Source organism: Paenibacillus mesotrionivorans, from assembly GCF_046098205.1.
Lineage (GTDB): Bacteria > Bacillota > Bacilli > Paenibacillales > NBRC-103111 > Paenibacillus_AR > Paenibacillus_AR mesotrionivorans.
The window spans coordinates 297,147-318,898 of sequence record NZ_JBJURJ010000002.1; the positions used below are offsets into that span (position 1 = coordinate 297,147).

A 21,752-nucleotide genomic window follows, 5' to 3' on the forward strand; every position below is an offset into this window, starting at 1 on the left:
TTTATGGAAAACATCCTTGCACATGCCAACAGAATACCATATTTGGACAGGAAAAACGACTGCCCCCCGATTTGGGGGGCACCAACTTCTAGTTCACCCTTCTAGTTCACCCGGACCGGCAAATTAACGTCGAAAATCGTCCCGATGCCCACCTCACTCTGAACCTTCACCGTGCCGCCGTGCTCCTGGATAATCCGGAAGCTGACCATAAGCCCCAGGCCGGTTCCTTTTTCCTTGGTGGTATAAAAGGGCTCTCCCAGCTTCTGCAGCCTCTCCGGAGGAATGCCCTGCCCCTGGTCCTCGAAGCGGACGTTCACCCTGCCCGGAACGGGGTGGGAGAGGCTCACATTGATTGTTCCGCCCATGGTCATGGATTCCACCGCATTTTTCAGCAAATTAATAAAAACCTGCTTCAGCTGGTTCTCATCACAATCCACGATCACCTCATCCTCAGTCAACACATGGGTGACGATTTGAACATTGTTCAGAAGAGCCTGGCTGGTTAAAAACGCGATGACCACCCGGACAACCTGCACCAGGTTGCGGGGCTCCATCTTGGTAATCTGCGGCTTGGATAACACAAGAAACTCACTGACAATATTATTGATCCGGTCCAGTTCCGACAGCATCAGCTCGAAGAAAAACTCGTTCTCGTTGGTTCTTTGCTGGAGCAGCTGCAAAAAGCCCTTCAGCGAAGTTAGCGGGTTGCGGATTTCGTGGGCAACTCCGGCGGCAAGCTGCCCAACCACCGATAGCTTCTCCGATTTCAGCAGCATTTCCTCTGCCTGCTTGCGCTCGGTGATATCCCGTCCTACAATAAGCAAATTCGTCTCTTCCCCCAGCTCCAAATCGGGGATACAGCGGCAGGACACCTCCAATACAACCCATTGGCCCGCCGAATGCCGGAACCTCAGCTCCACCACCTCCACAGCTTGGGAAAAAATGGAGTCCTGAAGCAGCTTCTTTAATTTGCTTCTGTCATCCTGGTGAATCATAAGGCAGACGCATTGCCCCATCAATTCCTCCGGCTCCGTTCCCAGCAGAAACCGGCTGGAGGGTGACCAATATTCGATATCGCCCTGCGGAGTCAGCACGCCGATGATATCCGTCATATTTTCCGCGATGAGCCTGTATTTCATTTCACTGCGGCGGAGTGCCGCCTCTACCCGTTTGTTGTCGGTAATGTCCCGTGAGATGGAAGCGATGGCGATGGCATTCCCGGCATTGTTGCGGATAGGCGAAATGGTAACGCTCACATCAAACTCCTCGCCATTGCGCTTGATCCTCCGGGTTTCATAACCGCTGATATGGCCGCCGAATTCCACCACCTCATGAAAGTTCTGCACCTCCTCCTGCAAGTCAGCGGGCACAGTAAGATAGACGCTTTTGCCGATACATTCCTCGTAGGACCATCCGAACAGCCCCATAAACGCCTCATTCACATGCAGGGTGTCCCCGTTCAAATCTGTCACACAAATGGCATCGGAGGTATTGTTGAAGAAGGACTCCAGCATCTCCTTGGTCCAGGTCAGCTCTGCCTCCGTTTCCTTCCGTTCGCTGATATCCATACAATAGCCCAGAATTTCCCGTCCCTCCGCCTCACCTCCGAAGGGCTGCAGCGTAATCAGGCATGGAATGGATGCGATGCTGGTCTCAAAAACCACCTGCCGCTCCTCCTCCCACGCGATGTGGAAATAGTAGCGGATCGACTTGGCGGTTTCCGGCGGGAACACCTCCTGGAGCGTACGGCCGATGATCCGTTCATCGGGAAGTCCCAGCTTCAGAGCAAGCTCCCCCGTCCAGAGCGTACACTTGAAATCTCCTTCGGCATTGCCTATGTATTTGAAAATAATGCCCTGCTGATGGCGCAGAATTTCGTTAAACGAACGCTCCGATCGTTCCAGCTCCTGACGGATCCGCCGTTGCCCGAACAACCCGCGAATGGTCACCTGCTGCAAGAGCCTGCCGGAAGCGAGGAAACAAGTGAATATCCATTCGCTCTCCTGCTCCAGTCCCTCGGGGCTTAAGCTGCGCAGCTCCATCCGTCGGAACTGGTCCGGCTCCGGGGCGGCAATGCCCTCCAGCCTTTTCCTGTCCTCGGGATGAATGAATTGGAGCAGTTGGCGGTAGCTTGCCAATCTGGTGGAGGCCAGCCATTTTTCGGCGGCGGCATTCAGGTAGACAGGCTCATTCCCATCAAACAGAAACACAGGATCCGGCTGGATGCCCAACAGCTTAAATTCCTCCTGCTTGTCCTGCGCTTCCGCAAAAGATGCCGCACCGGTTTGCCGCTGAAGGTCAGCCCGGCTGCGCCCCTCCGCCTTGTCATAATAATAGCCGGCAGCATAGGCTGTACCCACAAATCCCAGAAGCCATACCAGCCCGGCAGGCTGGAACGCGGGGAATCTCCCGTCACGAAACCAAACTGTCATATGCATCAGGCTGACGAACGCCACCGAAATCAAAACTGCAACCGTTTTGCCTCTCCGTATCATCCTTAAGATGTCCCCTTCCAACTCCCATGGCTTACCTTGCCAGTGGCAGCAAGAGACGCCATTCCCTATAAGCTAATTCTACGTTAAACCTTACCAGTTTCCCAGTTAAAAATGAAAAAAACTCCTGTCAAAGGAAATTCAAGAAGTGTATGGTCAGAGCGCAGCCCTTAAACGGGTATAGCAAAAAACCGAAAGCCCTTTTGGAGGGCTTTCGGCTTATATGCTGCTGTTGCTTTTGCCTTAGGTTACAAGGTCTTAAGCGTTCAACAGGTATTGGTTCAGTACGGATTTGATCAGCTCTTGACGGCCGGAAGCATTCACAATGGGGTTGTTTTGCAGCGCGTAAGCTTCCAGGGACTTGAAGTCCACCTTGCCGGCTACGATATCCGCACCGATGCCGGTTTTGAAGGAAGCATAACGGTCGTCAACCACATTTTCCAGAACCTTGTCCTCAAGCAGCTTGGCGGCTACTTCCAGACCTCTGGCGAAGCTGTCCATACCGGCGATGTGGGAGTAAACCACGTCGATCGGCTCGAAGGAAGCGCGGCGGGTCTTGGAGTCGAAGTTTACGCCGCCGCTGCCCAGGCCGCCGTTTTTCAGGATTTCATACATAGCCAATGTGGAGCTGTACATGTTGGTCGGGAACTCGTCGGTATCCCAGCCCAGCAGCTCGTCGCCTTGGTTGGCGTCGATGGAGCCCAGTGCGCCGTTGATCCGGGCAACAGTCAGCTCATGTTCGAAGGTGTGGCCGGCCAAGGTAGCGTGGTTGGCTTCCAGGTTCAGCTTGAAGGTTTTATCCAGATCATAGCCTCTCAGGAAGGAGAGGGTTGTAGCGGCATCAAAATCATATTGGTGCTTGGTAGGCTCCTTCGGCTTCGGTTCGATCAGGAATTGGGCTCCAAAGCCGATTTCCTTGGCATAATCCTTGGCCATGTGGAAGAAGCGCGCCAGGTTGTCCAGCTCCAGCTTCATGTCGGTGTTCAGGAGAGTTTCATAACCTTCGCGGCCGCCCCAGAACACATAGTTTTCAGCACCCAGCTCCTTGCCCACTTCCAGCTGCTTCTTCACCTGTGCGGCAGCGTAAGCATACACCTCAGCGTTGCTGGTGGTAGCGGCGCCGTGCACAAAGCGCGGGTTGGAGAACATGTTGGCGGTATTCCACAGCAGCTTGCGGCCGGAGGACTTCATGTTTTCCTTGATTTGGGCAACGATAATATCCAGGTTCTTGTTGGTTTCCTGCAGGGTGGAGCCTTCCGGAGCGATGTCGCGGTCATGGAATGCAAAATAGGGAGCATCCAGGATTTCCATCAGCTCGAAAGCGGCTTCTACACGGGCCTTGGCCAGATCCAGGCCGCTGAAGCGGTCCCAATCACGCTGCATGGTGCCTGCGCCGAACGGGTCAGAGCCGTTATAAGTGAAGGAATGCCAATAAGCTACGGAGAAGCGGAGCCATTCCTTCATGGTTTTGCCGGCGACAATAGCCTCCGGATTGTAGAATTTGTAGGACAGCGGGTTGTTGGAGTTTTTACCTTCATAAGCAATTGCCGAAACGTTTCCAAAATAAGCGGCCATTTATGATTCCTCCTGTAAATATCAATCTCGTTTTTCTTCACCCTTATCATATCACCGGATACTTAGTTTGTCTATTGATTAAACTAACTTTGACAGAAATTCGTTTTATCCGCTAAAATAATAGTATTCACATGGAATCCTACCCTTTATAATGAGTAAATATTCCGGCAAGCGGTCCGGACCGAATGCGGCCTGAGGTGAGCAACTTTTGAAGATAACCGGCGATTTGAACCTGATGAAAAAAATTAATAAATCCATCGTCCTGGAGCTCCTGCGTAAGGCGTCCCCCTTGTCCCGGGCCGAAGTGGCTAAAACCACGGGTCTGACCAAAGCTACGGTTTCCACTCTGGTGGCCGAGCTGATGGAGGAGAACCTGCTGTACGAAATCGGTACAGGCGAATCCAGCGGCGGGCGCAAGCCGGTCCTGCTGGTGTTCCGCCAGGATGCAGGGTATGCCATCGGCGTTGATCTGGGTGTGCGGGATATCCATGCGGTCCTGACGGATCTTAAGGGCACCATTGTCCATGAAACCCGCTCCTCCTTACGGGGGATGGATACTCCCGAGCAGGTTCTGGGGCGGCTGAAGGATTGCCTGCGGCGCCTGATGAACAAAGCACCGGCCAGCCCCTACGGCGTGGTCGGTATCGGTGTCGGTGTGCCGGGCATTACGGATGATAAGGGCACCGTCCTGTTTGCTCCCAATTTGGGCTGGCGGAATGTGCCGCTCCAGTCGCTTTTGGAGGCGGAATTTAAGGTGCCCGTGATCATCGACAATGAAGCCAATGCCGGAGCTGTGGGTGAGAAGGAATTCGGCATCGGCCGGGATGTCTCCAACCTGATCTATATCAGCGTGGGCATCGGCATCGGCTCGGGCATCATCCTGAAGGATGAGCTTTACCGTGGGGCATCGGGCTATTCCGGCGAAATGGGCCATTTCACCGTGCATGCGGACGGCCGCCCCTGCCGCTGCGGCAACGTAGGCTGCTGGGAGCTGTACGCTTCGGAGCAGGCCATCCTGGCCGAGGCGGAGGCGCTGCTTAGCCCCGATGCGGCCGATGACGGCAGCGGGGCGGAAACGGCCGCCGAAGCGGATGACAGCGCCACAGAGGTGCCGCGGCAGGCAGAGCTGGAGGCGCTGGCCTCTCTGGCCGATTCGGGCAATGAAGCGGCTCAGGAGCTGTTCCGCCGGACGGGGCGCTACCTGGGGGTTGGTGTGGTGAATATCATCAACACCTTTAATCCCGAGCTCATCATTATCGGCAACCGGTTTACCCTGGCGGAGAGGTGGCTGGCCCCGTCCGTCCGGGAAGTGATCCAGGAGCGGGCCTTGCCCTATCACCGGGAGCGGCTGCGCCTGGAGTTCGCCGGCTTGGGCCTGCGCTCCAGTGTGGCCGGCGCCGCCTCCTTTGCCGTATCCGGCTTCTTCGCGGACCGGCAGGTCAGCGTGGGTATGAACGGCTAAAGCTAAAGAATGGAAAACGGGCATCCCAAGAGGGGGTGCCCGTTTTTTCTCAGCTATGTTTCTAACGGCGGTGGGAGACGCTATTTTGCCCAAAACGGGGTTTTGCAAAATCTAACGGAAGCAGAAGCCGTTATTTGACATAAAAAGAGCTTGCAGCAGGGTTATGGGTTTGAATAAAGGCTGTGGCCGCCGTTAGATTTTTGGAGGTGGTGTATTCGCCAAAATAGAGGCTTTCACTGCCGTTAGAATCTCTCATCGCCCAAGGCTGCTCTTTCGAATAGAATCTGCCCCCGCTCTTCCTACGGCTCCAGCCGGATGGTGTCCAGGGACAGGTCGTAGCCGGTGCTGGCGCTGTTTTTGCCGGTTACCTGGAACCGGATCTCCTTTATGCCCGGCTTGTCGAACACCACCTTACCGATGAGCGTATCCGCATAAGTCTCCGTTCCCGCATACTGGTCCTGCACGCCGCCAAGGGCCATACCGTCCACGTACACCTGATATTTACCCCGGGTGGTATAGGTTTTGCCGCTGATGTACAGCTTGTACTCCCCCGCCTCCTTCACATGGACCAGAAAACGGATATGACTGTTAGCCCCCGCACCAGACGCGGCAAACTTGACGAAGGCGCCTCCCGAGGCGGCTGCATCAGCAATAAAATAGTATGGAGCGTGATCAGCGGGTGTGCCCGTCCGCGGTGAAAGCTGCTCCAGCTCGCCGACAACCGCGCTCCGGGGAACCAGCTCGATAAAATCAAACCCGGCATCATACCCGCTGCTGGCGGCATTCTTATCCTTGGCCGTCAGCCGGAACTTCTTCGAACCCGAGGCCCCGAAATATTTGTTTCCCACATTGATTTCCTCGTAGCTCTGGTCAGCTGCGTACAGATCATTCCAGCCGCCTACAACGGCACCGTCCACCGTCAGTTCGAACTTGCCCCGGTCGGGTCCTTTTTTGACCCGGGCCTTCACGGCATAGGTCCCCGTCTGCGGCACATTCAGCGTATACTCCACATAATCCCCCGCCGCATTGGCGTCGAACTTGTTGAAGGCCCCGCCTGAGGCGGCAGGGTCGCTGACATTGGTCTGAGCATCCCCGGCGGAGACGGTTTTGCCCACGCCGGAGGCTTCCGTCTCAAAACGGTGCACCGGCGTCAGCACCATCAGGGTGGTGGTGTTTTTGCCCATATAAAAGGACGGCCGTGTCAGCGTGCTGCTGTAGTCCAGCACCACATCCTCGATCTTCTTCAGCGGGGCATTGTCCGCGCCGCTGTTATAGTTGCTGTTGGTATTGTCAATCTGATACCGCTCCAGACGCATCTTCCGGCTGCCGGAGAACAGCCCTGCGGGAATGTTGTTGATGGTGGCCGTTACGTTATAATCCATCCCGGCCCCATCGGCAACCTGGTCCCATTGGTAATTGACGAGCAGCACGGCAATCCCCGTGTCATCCCGGGTGGCCAGACTATGTACGCCTAAGCCGGTGACGGCATTCAAGGCTCCGGCTGAGGTGGAGGAGGCGATCCGGGAGTTTTTCAGCATGGATTGCATCCTCAGCACGTTGTAGTACGGCAGGGGCACACCATCCAGACCGTCCACGAACATATCCTTGCGGGGATTGTCGCCATGGTCAATGGTCCAATGCATGGGCATGGACATGCCGCCCTCCACATAATACATGCCCGTTGTGGCCATAGCGGCGGCCTGGGTCAGCTGGTCCGGGGCCTCCGTATTATCTGAATGCTCCTTGGGGCCGCTGGCGGGACCGGGAAAAACACCGTATTCCGTGACGAACACCTTGGTCTCTGGGTCTAACCCCCGGTTGGTCAATTTGGTCTCCAAAATGGATTTTTCATTCTTCACCGCTGCAGGCCCGGGATTCTCCGTCACCCCTGTCCCTCTTTGACGGTATTGATGGTAAGAGATAAAATCCAGCCGCTTGCCGGAATTGGGATCATCCCGGAAGGCATTCAGGAAAGCATCCAGATAGATGGTATTGTAAAAGCCCAAAGCAGGTCCGCCCAGCTTCAGGGGAATCGGCGGATTCAGCTCCGCATTGATTTCGTTGATGATACTGCAGAATACCTTGTACCATTCGTAATACAGCTTGGGGCTGGGAGCGTAGCCGGTGCTTTTGGGCGGTACCGCAGGCATTTCGTAGGCTTCCGTGTCCCAATCCTTGTCCGGTTCATTGAAGGCCTCAATATATTCGATCTGCGGATAACGGGTTTTGTATTCCTTGATGCCGTTCTTCAGGATGTTCCGGCAGGCGGTGGCATCGGTTAAGGTCATGGTGGACGGATTAAAGCCCATATCCGCCTGATCACACTGGTCCACATTCAGGATGATCCGCTGGGCGTACTGGTCCAGCTGCTCCATGTACGCATTTTGGTAATCGTAGTTGTACACCCCCGTTGTCCGGTTGTAATACTTGACGGGTTTGTACCAGGCCCGTACGTAGCGGGTATCGTTCAGCTTCAGGTTCTGCCAATAAGCCGGCCCAGCCGTAGCTGCGGATTTCTGCCCCGACTGGTTCAGATACCAGCTGGGATTGTTCATCCCGCTGTCCAGCACAGTCCCCGCATTGACGGTGACCGCCGCCGCGGCAGCCGCCTCCGCCTCCTCCGGTGCAGCCTGCGCCAGAGGCATAAGCAGGGCCAACGCCATCAGCCCCCTCCCCAATTTATCTGCCCATTTTGCCTTCATCATCAACTCATCCTTTCTCCACATTAGTATGTAAGCGCAATCATTTCATTTGAGAAAAGCGGGATTGCCGCATTCCTTCAAGCGTTGGCAATCCCGCTGCAGCTCCAATTTTGTTGTGTTATTGCAAAACTACTTTATCCGACAAGGCTTCAGGCAGCGCGCCACCCGCAGGGAGCAATTGATCCACTACCAGCACCCGGATGGAATACGCCGGATTCTCCGGGTCAGCCACATCGAAGTGTGCAGCCAAGGTGGTCAGTCCGGCAATATCGGTCTTGAGAGCCGCATGAGAAACCGGAGCATCCCCCTTCATCAGTTGGAAAAAGACCACCTCATCCCCTTCATGGGCCAGAGCACCGTCTACCGGAATAACCGTAACCCGGGCGGTTAAACCTTGGGTCCTGTCTCCCACCAGTCCGCCCTTCACCATAAAGGGCTTGCCCTCTCCCACAGTGCCGGACACCGTAACCGTCCGGATCACCTCTTGGGCAGCATTGCCCGCCTTATCCTGAACATTGTACCGCAGGGTGTACACACCGGGCACCGCCGTATCCACCTGGCCCGTCACCACAATGGTGGCCGACAGGTCACCGTCCACATTGTCCGTAGCAGCAGCACCGGGGTCTGTGAATACACTGCCCGCGGGAATGGACATTACTGCCTCACCGTTTAGTGTAATGACCGGCTTCACCGTATCCGGCACCGGAGTGGTATCCCCCGGCAGCAGGGCCACCACATAGTCGTCTATCTGCGCCGGACGGTTGGCAGTCCGGATGCCCGCTTTGCCTTGGGTCAGCGGGGGCGGGTTGTCGGGGAACAAACCGCTGCCCGTATCGGTAACATCGAACACCAGCTTGTCGTCGACATATCCCATCAGACGGCTGCCGTTCACAACCAGCCGGAGCTGGTACCATTTCCCCGCTTCATAAGGGAAGGGCTTCTTGATGGAGGATTCCTTCAGACTGTTGTTGACCATTCTGCCCAGAGCAATATAGCCTGTGCTGCCCCCGGCCAGATTGTTCTCGCCGTTATGGATGCGCAGCATGTAGAAGTTCTTCAGATCATCGGACGCACGGGCGATAATGCCTGGCAGACCGGTATCCGCATTGGCTTTGACTCTGGCCCGCACCTCATAATTGGTCCAGGAGCTGCTGCCGACACTGAAGGCCATATTGTCGTTGGTTGTTTTTTCCAGAGCTCGACCAGATACATCCTCCGTCACTCTCAGGTGCTGGGTTTGGGTATTGTCTGCGTTTCTCCAGCCTGTTGCCGCATCCTGATTGTAGGTGCCGGTTTCGAAGGTTTCAGCCAATAACACCGTTCCAAGAGGCGCCTCCTCATTAGCCGTAAAATGAAGGGTGTATACCTGGCTGTTGCCCGCCTCTGCGGTCACCTTCACGCTCAAGGTACCAGTTCCGCTTACGATGGGGGCGTTTACCACCTCCACTGTGGCCAGATTGCTCACCGTAGCCATGGCTTCCTTCACGGAGACAAACGCTGTACGGGAGGGAATCTTCACCTGGTAGTCATACACACCGGGGGCAAGAAGGATATCGGCGGGCTGCAGCACAGCCGGATTGTAAGCTCCACTATCCGGAATCACCGACAGCTTCAGTGAGCTTAACGTGGCATCCTCGCTGGCCTTGCGCAGGCTGACACGGTAATAGGTAGCCCCGTTGCCCTCCGTGGATTGGGCGGCGATCAGATGCACCACCTCTTCCCCGGTTCCTCCCAAAGGAAGCGCACCGGAGCTGGCAGGAGATACGACCGCATTGGCCCCTCCGTAGACCGTCCCGGTTACCGTAGCCTTATCCGAGCCGGGGCCGGATAGCTTGACCAGATAGTCGTTTTTCAGCGGATTGAAGCCGCTGATGGACACTCCATTTACCTGAATGTCACTGAGCAAAGGCATGATGGGATACACCCGGATATCATCAAACTGTACCTTGGTTTTGCTGCCGCGAATCCCCGCCAGACCTGCAGGAAGCAGGGCATCCTTGCCGTCGTAGACGTCATGGTCGGTGTATTCCACCATCAGCATACCGTCCAGATACCCCTTCAGATTCGGCCCAACCGCCTCCAGCCTGAGGGTGTACCAGCGGGCGGGATCGATGCCATCCAGCACAACGCTGTCCAGCTCGATATTATTCTTTTTGCCGGTAGGCATATCGGTGTTGTCCCGCTGCAGCACCAGCTTGGAGATGCCGCCGTCCTTCACCAGCAGGAGGGAATAATGCAGGTTCCGGTGCTCATCGGCACGGCCTTTGCCTGCTCTGGCGGTAACCCCCATTTTTACATCGCCGGTATAAACAGGGTTATCCATTTTCACCTTGGCTTCCATACCGTAATCCGCCCAGGAGTTCTCCCCGAAAAAGCCGAAGTTATCCGACACAGAGCCGAAGGTTTCATGGGGAACAGTATAGGTGCTGCCCGTCACCGTATCGGTGCCGTAGTCCCAAACCGTGTATTTGCTGCTGTAGCCTTTGGTTTTCCAGCCGGACAGGTCACGGTCCTCCGCTGTTTCGAAGCCGTTCTTGTACAGCCCGTCGGCGAAAATGCTGATATCGTCAATGGACAAGGGCTGCCCGGTGTAGGAGCCGGTCACCGTCAGCTTCACATAACGGGCGGCAGCCGGGAACCAATGCAGGGAATTCCCCTTGGACCAGGCGCCGTAGGTGGCGTCCACAACGGTGGAATATGAGCTGTTGTCCGCACTGGCCGAGATGGAGTACCGGTAGCCCTGCAGCTCCGCCTGGCTCCACTTGATCTCCGCGCCGCTCACCTGGAAGGTCCTACCCAGATCGATGACCACCGATTGGGGATAGTTGCTTGAAGCTGCCGATGCAGCCGTACGCCCGTCGCCGTCCACCAGAGCCGGCAGATTCTGCAGGTCCCCGGTTACCGTTTTGCCGGCGGACACGATGTTATTGATGCTGGCATCCACGGCCTCCAGCTCGATGAGCATCACCGCATTAGGCGCCAGAGTTTCGTTGAATACCTCTGTGCCGGTGATGTTGGCGGTTCCTTGGCCCACGACCTCCAGACTGTCGATTTTGTTATACGCATAATTGCTGTGGGTGGCATCCACCAAATATTTTTTGTAGCGGAGAGTTTTCCCCTGGAAGCCGGCAGGCAAATTCTGCACCTGAACGCTGACTTCCTTGGTGGTGGTCCCGTCCAGCTGATGGTTCCAGACCATCAGGGTAGCTTTGGCGTCGCTGTTTTTGGTGGCCAGCATCCGTACACCCGTATTGCCTGTATCATTGCCGGTGACCGCAACCTTCTCGTCTCCCAGCATGGCCAACAGCCGCATGGTATTAAAATACGGGGTGAAATATGTTTTGCCCAGCACCTCGTAATAGTGCAGCTTGTCGGTGGTGCCGACGATCTGGAACTTGTTGACTTGGGCATTGCCCCAATGAATCCTTACCTTGGCAATCTGCTGGGGGGACCCCAAATCAAATTTCAACCAGCTCCAATAATCCCCCTGCAAAAACTCGGTAGCCGGATCCCCGTCTGTAACAGCGGCAATGGCGGGATCATTGACGGCGTTAGGAACCGTGATTTTTTGCCCGTCCACACCATAAAACTCAATATCCCGGATCTTCATCTGCTGGGAGGTGGCGGATTCCCTCCAGCCGCGCAGATTCATGTACTGTACAGGCTTCGGATCGTTGGCCGCATACTCCTGCCAGCCAACAGCACCGCTGCTCAGAGCGTAATCCACATCGAACTGGTTCTTGAAGTACGCATTCAGTGTATGGACCGCCACCCAGTTCATGGGGATATCCACAAAGCCCTTTTCATAAAAATACGCCGAATCCGTCATAAAGGCCGCCTGTTTGGCCAAGGCCACATTGCTGGTGCTGTCGCTTAACCCCCCGCCGCCCTTCCAGCCGTATTCACTGACGATCAGGGTCGCGTTGGGGTATTTATCCTTCAGATAATTGCGCATCTCCACCGCTTGGGTTTCATTCTGGGTCACCTCCTGGCGGTACCGGTGCCAGGAGACAAAATCCACCTGGTAATGATTCTGGTAAGCAATGTCCACAAATTGCTTTTGTTTGGCAAAATCATAGCCGGACAGCACCGGGCCGCCCACCTTCAGGCGGACGCCGTTGGCACCGAAGGTATCATTCAGGCCCAACTGCTGGTTCACCCAGACCACCGCCTTGGACATCCCCTCGTACATCCGCATATAACCGGGGATATCGTTCTTCATATGCCCGTAATAGGCAGGCTCCAGGTTGGGCTCATTGCCCACCTCGATGTACTCCAGCTTGGGATTCTTCTCCTTGAGGGTTTGGATAATTACCCGTATGGCCTTGTCGTACTCATCCCAGTTCATGGTTTCTTCCCCGGCCAACAGGCGGTTTTTGCCCGGATTGGCATCACCCCCGTAGGAATAAGCCAGAGAGATCAGGAGGGATTCCGAAAACTGCCCCATAAAATCATAGGTTTCCTTGCGCCCGCTGAGCAGGTCCGGATTGGTGGCCAGATTCTGTGGGGTATCGATGCTGTAAGCCAGACGGTCCGGATTATTGGCGTCCTTGTTGTAGTACCAGTTAATTTTGACAAAATCCCGGACCACCTTGGTCTTGATTCCCGCCAGTTCCTCCACCACGTGGACAGGCAGCGGGGAATAGTTGGTATTGTTAAATTGCTCCGTGCGTATTAATGTGCCGTCGCTGACGCCGTAATCGGCGGTCAGTACCTGGGCTGTGGAGGAAACCTCCGCTTGGACGGTCCCTGGGAAGGCGGGAGCCAGGCCCAGGGCCATGGATGCGGCCAACAGTCCTGCCGTCAGTGCGCTGAAGGGAGCTTTGCCCCGTTTCCAGCCCTTTTTGCTGGTTAAATCGCTCATATCGTTGGTACCCTCCTTTTTAATTCAATACCGCCACATCGGATAACGCGTAGGGAAGGCGGCTTTCATTGAGCTCCAGGCTGTCCAGGACAAATACCCGTACGGTATAGGCCGTATTCTCCGGATCGGCTGCGTCGAAGGTGGCGGACAGGGAAACCGGTTCTGTGCCGGTTATATCCTTCTCAATGGCTGTATAGCCCACGGGTGTTATGCCGTTCATTAGCTGGAAGAACACAGCCTCCATCCCGTCATGGTCTGCTGTCCCGCTCAGCCGCTCTACAGCCACAGTTGCGGTTAGGCCGCCGGTCCGTTCCAGCGTGCCGGTGATCCCGAAGCTTTTGGCTACGGCAAGCACGTATACGGTCCGGGTTACCTCCAAGGCGCTGCCTCCCTTGCTGTCCGTCACATTGTAACGGAGGACATAGGTGCCCGGCACCGTAGTGTCCACCTGCCCGCTTACGGTAATGGCCGCCGCAAGATCGCCGTCCTCCGCATCCAGAGCCGCCGCACCCGGATCGGTGAAGCTGCTTCCCGCCGGAATGGACATCACCGCCGGGCCGTACAGGGTAATGACGGGCAGCGCATTTTCGCCGGAAATCCCGGTCACCAGAAGATCGTCGAAGGCCGCTCTGGCATTGGCTACACGGATGCCGGCTTTGCCGGAGGTCCAAGGGGTGAAGGCCGTATCAAATACATCCGGTCCGTCCGTTACGTCAAAAAGCAGCTGGTCATCCACATAAGCCTTGATGTGGTTGCCCTGAAGCACCATTCGGAGCTGGTACCACTTGTTCACATCAATGGGAGCGGAAACCGTCAGATTGTTGGGCTCCTTCAACGTATCGTTGATCACCTTGCCCAGGGAAATCTTGCTTTCATTGGGCTTGATGCGGAGCATGTAAAAATTCTTGTTATCCGCCGATACCCTCGCCGCCAAACCGGGATAGGAGGTGGGGTCAACCGCTTTGACCCGGACGGAAATATCCGCATCTCCCGAAACACTGCTGCTGTTGGACATGATGATATTGTTGGCGTTGACATCCCGCTGGGCGAATTTCTCTCCGTAAACCTCATCCACTACGCGGAATTGCCCAACCGCAGGCTGGGTCCAGCCTGTGTGGATGATGCCGTCGTTGAAGTGTTCCTGATACGTAACGGCGCCACGTGCAGCCTCAGGCCGTACGGTGAACCGTAAGGTGTAATCCTGCACCGCACCGCTTTCGGCTGTTACACGAACGACCGCGGTTCCTTGTCCGTTAACCAGCTGCGGCTGTTGAATCACCTCTGCTCCAGCGCCGTACCCTGCACCTGCAGGCACCGCATTCCGGATGGTAACCACCCGGGTCAAGGAGGGAAGCTGCACCTGGTACTCGTATTGCCCCGGTACCAGCACAGGATCGCTGCCCGCAGACAGCTTCACAGATGCCAATTCCGTGTTTGCGGACACGGCACGCACATACAGGGAATACGGCACGGCAGCACTGCCGTCTGCAGACTTAGCCAGTACGGTAACCTTGCGGGGTGTGTTGCCTGCTGTGCCCAGATCCAATTGCCCGTTCCCGCTGATCCAGGCGGTGCCACCGGAGGGCTGGACGGTTGCGGCAATGCTCACCTTGGACAGATCTGTTCCGTGGGGAAGCACGGCTGCACCAACGCTTTGTCCGTTTGCCATAGAGGCCACCGGCTTGCTGTTCACCTGAATGCCGCTTAATTGGGGCAGAAGCGGCGTTATCTTGATATCCGTGAAATCCGTATTCACATTCCCGGCGATCAGCCCCGGTTTGCCGCTGCCGTAGTCGCCCATGGCTTCATCCGTATAATCCAATACGAACTGGCCGTTTACAAAAAATTTGAAGGTATTGCCAACGGCCTCCACCTTGAGGGTGTACCAGGTCTGCGGCTCCACCTGGAAAGGCAGGCTGGCCTGCTTCAGAATACTGCCTGCACTGCCGTTTACCACCTTGTATACCCGGGCATCGTTATTGCCTGTAATCCGGAAGCGGTAGGCATTATTGTGAGCGGAGGTGCCATGGCCTCGGACCAGCAAACCGGGATTGAAGGCGGCGCGTTCCGAGGGCATGTCGGCTGCCAGCCTGGCCTTGGCCTCCACCGTGTAGTCCTTCCAGGCTGCGCTGCCGAAGGTGGCTTGAGCCACCTGCGTATTGGCTAGGCTCGCCCTTGTATACCCTGCTGCGGGAGCCCAGGAGCCGTTGCCGCCGGTTGTCCAGCCTGTCGGATTGGCAGCGCCGGCAAAGCTATGCTTCAACAGCGCCGGTTCCCCCAGCACCTTGATGTCCCGGATGGATTCGGGAGCCACAGGAGCGTCCTGGCCCACAATGCCGGTAACCGTCACCCGGACGTACCGGGCGTCAGCCGTGAAGCGTTCATGGGCATCCCCCCATGTGGGTTTATATTCCGTTCCGCCGACACCTGCTCCGGCGGCCATGGTGTGATCAACCGCCTTGGTGAAGACAGTGCCGTCCAGACTGGTTTCCACCATGTAGCGGAAATTGTAGAGAGCATCGTTGGCCCAGTCGATGTTTATTCCCTTCACTGCGGTTTCTGTCCCGAGGTTCAACGTGAGCACTTGGGGATAAGCGGCATTGGACGCCGTCCATACGGTGGCCGGATCGGCATCTGTCAGCGCCGCTCCGTCGCCTGATGGAACCGTGGCTGCTGCATTTACGGATACGATGGCATCTGCTGCCTCATCCGTGGCCATAAGCTCGATGAAGCTCACGGCATTGCGGGTGAGGGAGAAATCCAAGCCCGCACTACCGCCATGCGGCATAATCCGGTCTTCCATCACATCGAGACGGTCGTCATTGTCGTATTGAAGATTGCTGTGCACCTCATCCGCCAGATAGCGCTTCATATGCACATTTTTTCCGGTAAAGCCGGAGGGCAGATGGTCCACATTGATCCTCACATCAAACCCTTCCGCCCCATCCAGCTGCGTATTCCAGACCATCATGGTCACCTTGTCGCTGCTGTTCCGGGTGGCCATCATCCGCACGCCGGTGGCGTCGTTGCTGCCTCCATGGGTTGCAAGCAACGTATCTCCCAACCAGGACTGCATCTGCAGCGCGTGGAAAAAGGGTGTTGCCTTGACATGGCCCAGATAATCGTAGATGACAATCTGGTCATCGGAGCCGTAGGACCGGAAGCGGTATACCGGCATTTCCGGGGAGGCGGTTACATTATGCCATTTGATGGAGACGGTTTTGACCGTTGGGGCGGCGGCACCCAGATCGACCCGCAGGGCCACCTTGGACTCCACTGCTACAGTAGTGTCGCTGCCGTCCCAGAAGGTGCTGTCATTCCCGTCTGTCACTGCACCTGTAGGCGCATAATTGCCTGCCCCGTTGCTGGCGCTGACGGCCCCGGCGGGAATGGCGATTTCGGCACCCGCTTCATCATACAGCTTGATTTCCTTAATGCCGAGGACGGGTTTCCCCCGGTTGGCGGCCACTGTTTCACCGGGAGCGGTATCCCCGACTCCGCGAATGTACAGATACTGGCGGGCCGCAGGCTCCTGGATGTCATAATTTTCAAAGCCTGTGGTTCCCCTGCTCAGCTGGTAGCCCGTCAAAAATTCATTCTTGAAATAGGCGGTATCATGGCTGGTCACCCAGGACATGGGCATAATAGGATGCCCGGCGCTGCCCAAGCTCATCTGGTAGGAAGTGTCCGCCATAAACGCAGCGTTTTTCGCCAACAGCTCCTTGGAGGGGTTGTAGTCGGTCCCTCCGCCCACAAAGCCATATTCGCTGACCACCATGGGGATGCTGAGGTTGCGCTCATCCAGCAATCGTTTCACAGTGGCGGTCTGCTCCTGGAAGGCAGCGGAGTCCGGACGGTAATGATGCCAGGAGATAAAATCCACCTGATCCCCTGCGGCTGCCGCACGGTCCAGAAAACCCACCAGCAGAAGCTCGCTGAATTGAGCCAAGGTGGGGCCGCCCAGCTGCAGCGGTTCCCCGGGCAGACCCAGGCTGTTGACGTGCTTCACCGCGTTGGAGAAGGCTCCGTACATCTTCATGTAATCGTCCAGATTGGCCCGGGTGGTTCCCTGGAAGGCTACATCCAGGTCGAATTCGTTGCCCGCCTCGATGTACTTCACCTTGGAGTTGGCCCGTTTGATGCCCTCCAGAACCACCTTCATGCCCTTTTCCAGCTCTGCAAAATTGGTCCCGTTGGGTCCGAGCACACGCTTGGACAGGTCAGCACTGCTGAACTTAAACACCAAAAGCATATTTTCGGAATACCGGGTAAAAAAATCATTGTCCGCTTTCCGCATCCCCTGCAGATAAGGATTGCTCTGATTAGCCGGGTCATCGATGGAGGAAACGTTTTCATTATAGAACCAGTTAATCATGATAAAATTGCGCAAGGCTTGGGTTTTGAGACCGTCGGGTCCCAACGCTTCTACAACCTGCTCCACGTTATTAATGTTCTTGTTGATGTTATTGGCGTTGTTGTACTGCTCCGCCTTGGCCCGCGCTACCGTATCGGCCCCGGCATCCACGTTGAACTCCACCAGCCTGCTTTGAACGCCGCTGTCTCCCTGGGTTGCCCCCGCAGGAATGGGTTGCGCCCCAGCCGCACCCGCTCCGGCCAAAATAGAGGAAAACAGGCAGGCCGCAGCGGTAACTGCCGCCAATACGGGCCGGCGTTTATTGCTTTGGTTTTTCCAATCCGGTGACATGATTCGTTCCTCCTTCGAAAAGGTAATAGTCCTTCCTGCCTTAGCCCAGTTGCTGCTTTATGTAGCGGATCATGTTGAAGGGCCGGCTCATCTCTACTCCCGACTGATGCAGACTGCCGGGCTGCGCACCCGGTGTTCCGGCTTGACATGCGCAGCCCGCAGCATGCGGGTTTATTTCACGGGATAGCTCCCCATCTGCTCCCATCTGTCCTTCAGCAGCCTGGCAGCCATCTTGGGCTGGCGCTGACGGGTGAAAATCCCTTTTTTGTTCCCGTTGATCCGGGTGGTTCCTTGTTTGGTGGCAAAATCGGCAAAGGCCCAAACATGCTCGCCGATGACAAAATCCAGCCGGTCAAATACATTGTGATACCGGGTCAACAGCTCGCACTGATACTCCTCGGTAAACATCACCGGCGGGTCCTGGTGGAAGCCGGCAATGGCATCTGCGCCGTATTCGCTCATAATCACCGGCTTATTGAAGTTGCGGTTCCAGCCGGTGAGCTCCCATTCGATCTGATGCTCGATGAGCTCCAGAGCGCCGGGGTCGTTGTACCAGGAATAATAGCGGTTCACACAGATCACATCGAACATCTGGGCCACCTGGCATTTATCCGGCAGCGCCCATTCCACAACGGTAATTGGGCGGGTGGCATCCAGCTTGCGGGCCAGGTCGGAAACTTCCTTGTAGTAGGGCACCGCTTCCTCCTGAAAGGTGGACGCTTCGTTAGACAGGCTCCACATGACGATGGACGGGTGGTTTTTGTCCCGGGCGATCATGTCTGTCAGCACATCCTTGTGATGGGCCAGTGTTTCGTCGTTGGCCTTATCCGGCGTATACACCTTCTCATTGTAATTGAAGAAGGTGAAACCTACGGCCGGCACCTCGCCGATAACCACAATCCCCTCCCTGTCCGCCATATCGAGGATTTCCTCCGCGTAGGGGTAGTGGGAGGTGCGGAAGGAGTTGGCGTTGATCCATTTCAATAGGTTGAAGTCCTTGACGTTGATAGCCTGGTCCAGACCCTTGCCCTTGATGTCGCTATCCTCATGCTTCCCGAAGCCTTTGAAGTAGAAGGGCTCACCGTTGATGAGGAAGCGGTTCCCCTCCACCTTTACGGTGCGGATGCCAACGGTCAGCGGATAATGATCCAGGAGGGCGCCTTCTGCGTCCAGCATCTCCACGTGCAGGGTATACAGGTAAGCGGCAAGGGGCTTCCACAGCTTGGCCTTCTCCACCGTCAGGCTTCCCGACGCACCGTTTGCCTCCGCCACCACTGTGCCCGCCTTATCCGTCAGCTTCACCCGGACAGCGGCCTCGGGGTCGGAGCATTCCACTGTGTAGTGGACCAGTCCATTGGCGCCCTCCACCTCCGTGGTTACCGCTGTGTCCCGGATGTACTCCTTCGGGGTGCAGTACAGCTTCACCGGACGGTGCAAACCGGCATAATTGTAGAAGTCATGGAAGTATTCCTGGATTTGGTACCCCTCCGGGTGACGGGGGTCGTCGAAGGTTTTGATCCGGCCGGGGGGCAAGGTCTGCCAGGTAAGGATATTGTTGACGACAATCGTGACACGATTTTCTGCGCCGGAGCAGACCAGGTGGGAAATGTCCATTTCGAAGGGCAGGAAACCGCCCTTATGGGAGCCGGCCTCCGCTCCGTTCACCCACACCACCGCATGATGGCAGGCGCTGCCTACACGGAGCATAATGCGCTGGCCGTTCCACGAACGGGGGATGAGGAAGGTTTCCTCATACCACACATCGCCGATATGGTCACGGATGGCCATATCCTGGGTGATATCGTTGTAGCTGGCCGGTACGGGCATGGGAATGGTGTCCGTCAGGGGTTGGGCAAACCATTGCTCCTGACGGCCCACATTGTCCAGATCGGCCTTAAAGCGCCACACGCCGGACAGCTCCTTCACTTCACGGGAGCAGGTATCTTTGGGGTACAGCATGGTTACATCACTCCTATTCTGTCTGTAATAACAAGGTCCAGGCCAGAGGCCGGATTTGTTATGGAAGCCTCGAAACCGGCAAGGCCGGTTTGAGGGCAGCTCCTGTAATAACAAGGTCATTGGGAATCGGATTTGTTATGGAAGCCTCGAAATTGATGCAGGCAATTTGAGGGCAACTCCTGTAATAACAAGGTCATTGGGAATCGGATTTGTTATGGAAGACTCGAAACAGGCAAAGCCGGTTTGAGGGCAACTCCTGTAATAACAAGGTCCTGCCTTTATTTCATCTGGTAAATCCGGTACATCAGCACGGCTGTTTCGGCCCTGGTAGCGGGAGCGAGCGGCAGGAGCCGGCTTCCGTCACCCTCCAGCAGCTTCGCTTTGTACAGAGTTGCCAAACTGTCCGCTGCATAAGAAGCCACCGAGGACGCATCGGCAAAACCCTGCAGATCCGCCGCCGTGCCCTGAGCCTTCACCGCCCCGGCAAGCGACAAGGCCCGGTAGGTCAGGGTAAACATATCCTGGCGGGTGATTTCGGCAGCCGGATGAAAGCTGTTGCCTTCGGCCCCTTCCGTGATACCGAGCTTTTTGGCAATGCTTACGGAAGTATAGTAATAATCATTGGGCGAAATATCATCGAAGGAACTGTTGAATTCGGCTGTAAGTCCCAGCGTTTTCACCAGCAGATGCAGATAATCGGCCCGTTTGATATTGGCGGCGGGGGCAAAGGTGTCCCGGGAGGTGCCTTCGATGATGCCTCTGGCTGCCAGCGCTTCAATTTGCTTTTCTGCCCACGGGTAGCTTGCAGTGTCACTAAAGCCAACAGGACTGTAAACCACGGCATATTTGCTGAAATGTGTGGTTTCAAAGGTGACCGCCCCATTGTTGTACCGGCTGCTAGGGATTACGCTGGTGTTCCCGTTGTCACCGATATGCCAGACCACGATCAGGTCGGTTCTTGCCTGCTCGGAGGCGGCAGGCTGGTAAGGAACGGTGATGATTGCGGGAACCGGACTGCCGGACCAGGAAGCGGGTTTGCCATCCACGCGGAACGCAAGCTCCAGCACGGGTTTCCCACTGGCTGCTTGGGCAGCCTCCGCAGGAAGCGAAGCCGGATCGGCACGGCCGATGACCAGAGCAAAATTAGAGGTTGGTGGAGTCTCCAGACCTGCCAGCATAGCGGAGGTTACGGTGACGCTGGCTAGCTCTGTCTTCACCAGCAGCGACTGTCCGGTTGGCAGAGCTTCCAGTACCGCCGACGGCAGGCTCAGCTGATATTCCTTCGCTCCGCTGACGGCATCGAGCTGGATGGCAACTTGCCCGCCAGTTGCTTTTTGGAGGGCTTCCTTTAACGCTTGCTCCGATACGGACGCTGTAACAGCTCCTGCCGCATTCATTGCGCCTTTGACGGCAATATCCGCTTGTTCGGCTGGTTTAGCCGTTGAAGCGGGAGAGGCCGTTGGCGAAGGGGCAGTGGTGACCCCCGGGCCATCCTGTGATCCACTATCCGGCGAATCACTGGGCGACTGGCTCGGCGATTGACTAGGCGAGGTGCTAGGCGACACGCTCGGTGACTGGCTTGGTGACACGCTCGGCGATACGCTGGGGGAGGTGCTTGGTTCAGGCCCGTTGCCCCCTGCCTTCACCTGAAAGGTAACAACGGCCACATCCTGTCCCATCCCTGCGCTGACCTGATACGTTCCTTCGGGAGCGGCAGCGGGAAGGGTAACTGTTTGGCCTGCGGCAAGCTCATCCTTGCTAAGCAAATCCAGCTCCAGCAAGGTGCCGTTGGGACGGAGAATCCGGACCAGTACCTCTTCCAGCGCTGTGTCTCCCCGGATGACGACGCTTTCACCAGGTTCGGCAGCAGATATGGAATCCAGCCGGGTTGATGCCCCTTCCGCCAGAACCAATCCCGGCAGAAGCAGCAGCACCACCAGCAGGGCAGAAACCGCCCTGTATTTCATTTGCCATTTTTTCATCCACTTATCAC

At 56.4% G+C, this 21,752-nt stretch carries 8 protein-coding genes; 1 reads left to right on the top strand and 7 read right to left on the bottom strand.

From position 1 onward, the window contains the following. Window positions 1-101 precede the first annotated feature (101 nt). The gene (locus tag ACI1P1_RS03715; RefSeq protein WP_416215015.1) at window positions 102-2,495 is read right to left on the bottom strand and encodes a PAS domain S-box protein; all 2,394 of its coding nucleotides are present in this window, start codon (window positions 2,493-2,495) and stop codon (window positions 102-104) included. 255 nt (window positions 2,496-2,750) lie between these two features. Further along, entirely contained in the window at window positions 2,751-4,067 is a 1,317-nt protein-coding gene (gene xylA, locus ACI1P1_RS03720) for a xylose isomerase (RefSeq protein WP_416215016.1), read from the bottom strand. 208 nt (window positions 4,068-4,275) lie between these two features. On the opposite strand from xylA, the gene ACI1P1_RS03725 reads away from it, so the two are divergent. Next, the gene (locus ACI1P1_RS03725; RefSeq protein ID WP_416215017.1) at window positions 4,276-5,529 is read left to right on the top strand and encodes an ROK family transcriptional regulator; all 1,254 of its coding nucleotides are present in this window, start codon (window positions 4,276-4,278) and stop codon (window positions 5,527-5,529) included. Window positions 5,530-5,828: 299 nt separating this feature from the next. On the opposite strand, the gene ACI1P1_RS03730 is transcribed toward ACI1P1_RS03725, so the two are convergent. The 5 genes from ACI1P1_RS03730 to ACI1P1_RS03750 all read right to left on the bottom strand — a co-directional run bounded on the left by ACI1P1_RS03730 (window position 5,829) and on the right by ACI1P1_RS03750 (window position 21,741). Beyond that, complete coding sequence (locus ACI1P1_RS03730; RefSeq protein ID WP_416215018.1) at window positions 5,829-8,234, bottom strand: hypothetical protein; 2,406 nt, start codon at window positions 8,232-8,234, stop codon at window positions 5,829-5,831. A gap of 115 nt (window positions 8,235-8,349) precedes the next feature. Next, entirely contained in the window at window positions 8,350-13,095 is a 4,746-nt protein-coding gene (locus ACI1P1_RS03735; protein ID WP_416215019.1) for an immunoglobulin-like domain-containing protein, read from the bottom strand. Between the two features lie 19 nt (window positions 13,096-13,114). Next, the gene (locus tag ACI1P1_RS03740) at window positions 13,115-17,800 is read right to left on the bottom strand and encodes an immunoglobulin-like domain-containing protein (protein ID WP_416215020.1); all 4,686 of its coding nucleotides are present in this window, start codon (window positions 17,798-17,800) and stop codon (window positions 13,115-13,117) included. Window positions 17,801-17,971: 171 nt separating this feature from the next. Then, on the bottom strand, window positions 17,972-19,759 hold the full coding sequence (uidA, locus tag ACI1P1_RS03745; RefSeq protein WP_416215021.1) for a beta-glucuronidase: 1,788 nt from the start codon (window positions 19,757-19,759) through the stop codon (window positions 17,972-17,974). 278 nt (window positions 19,760-20,037) lie between these two features. Continuing rightward, on the bottom strand, window positions 20,038-21,741 hold the full coding sequence (locus ACI1P1_RS03750; protein WP_416215022.1) for an S-layer homology domain-containing protein: 1,704 nt from the start codon (window positions 21,739-21,741) through the stop codon (window positions 20,038-20,040). Window positions 21,742-21,752 lie beyond the last annotated feature (11 nt).

Coding starts and splice junctions, on each gene's coding strand:
- ACI1P1_RS03715 (WP_416215015.1), bottom strand. CDS start 2,495: ATGATACGGAGAGGCAAAACGGTTGCAGTTTTGATTTCGGTGGCGTTC.
- xylA (WP_416215016.1), bottom strand. CDS start 4,067: ATGGCCGCTTATTTTGGAAACGTTTCGGCAATTGCTTATGAAGGTAAA.
- ACI1P1_RS03730 (WP_416215018.1), bottom strand. CDS start 8,234: ATGATGAAGGCAAAATGGGCAGATAAATTGGGGAGGGGGCTGATGGCG.
- ACI1P1_RS03735 (WP_416215019.1), bottom strand. CDS start 13,095: ATGAGCGATTTAACCAGCAAAAAGGGCTGGAAACGGGGCAAAGCTCCC.
- ACI1P1_RS03740 (WP_416215020.1), bottom strand. CDS start 17,800: ATGTCACCGGATTGGAAAAACCAAAGCAATAAACGCCGGCCCGTATTG.
- uidA (WP_416215021.1), bottom strand. CDS start 19,759: ATGCTGTACCCCAAAGATACCTGCTCCCGTGAAGTGAAGGAGCTGTCC.
- ACI1P1_RS03750 (WP_416215022.1), bottom strand. CDS start 21,741: ATGAAAAAATGGCAAATGAAATACAGGGCGGTTTCTGCCCTGCTGGTG.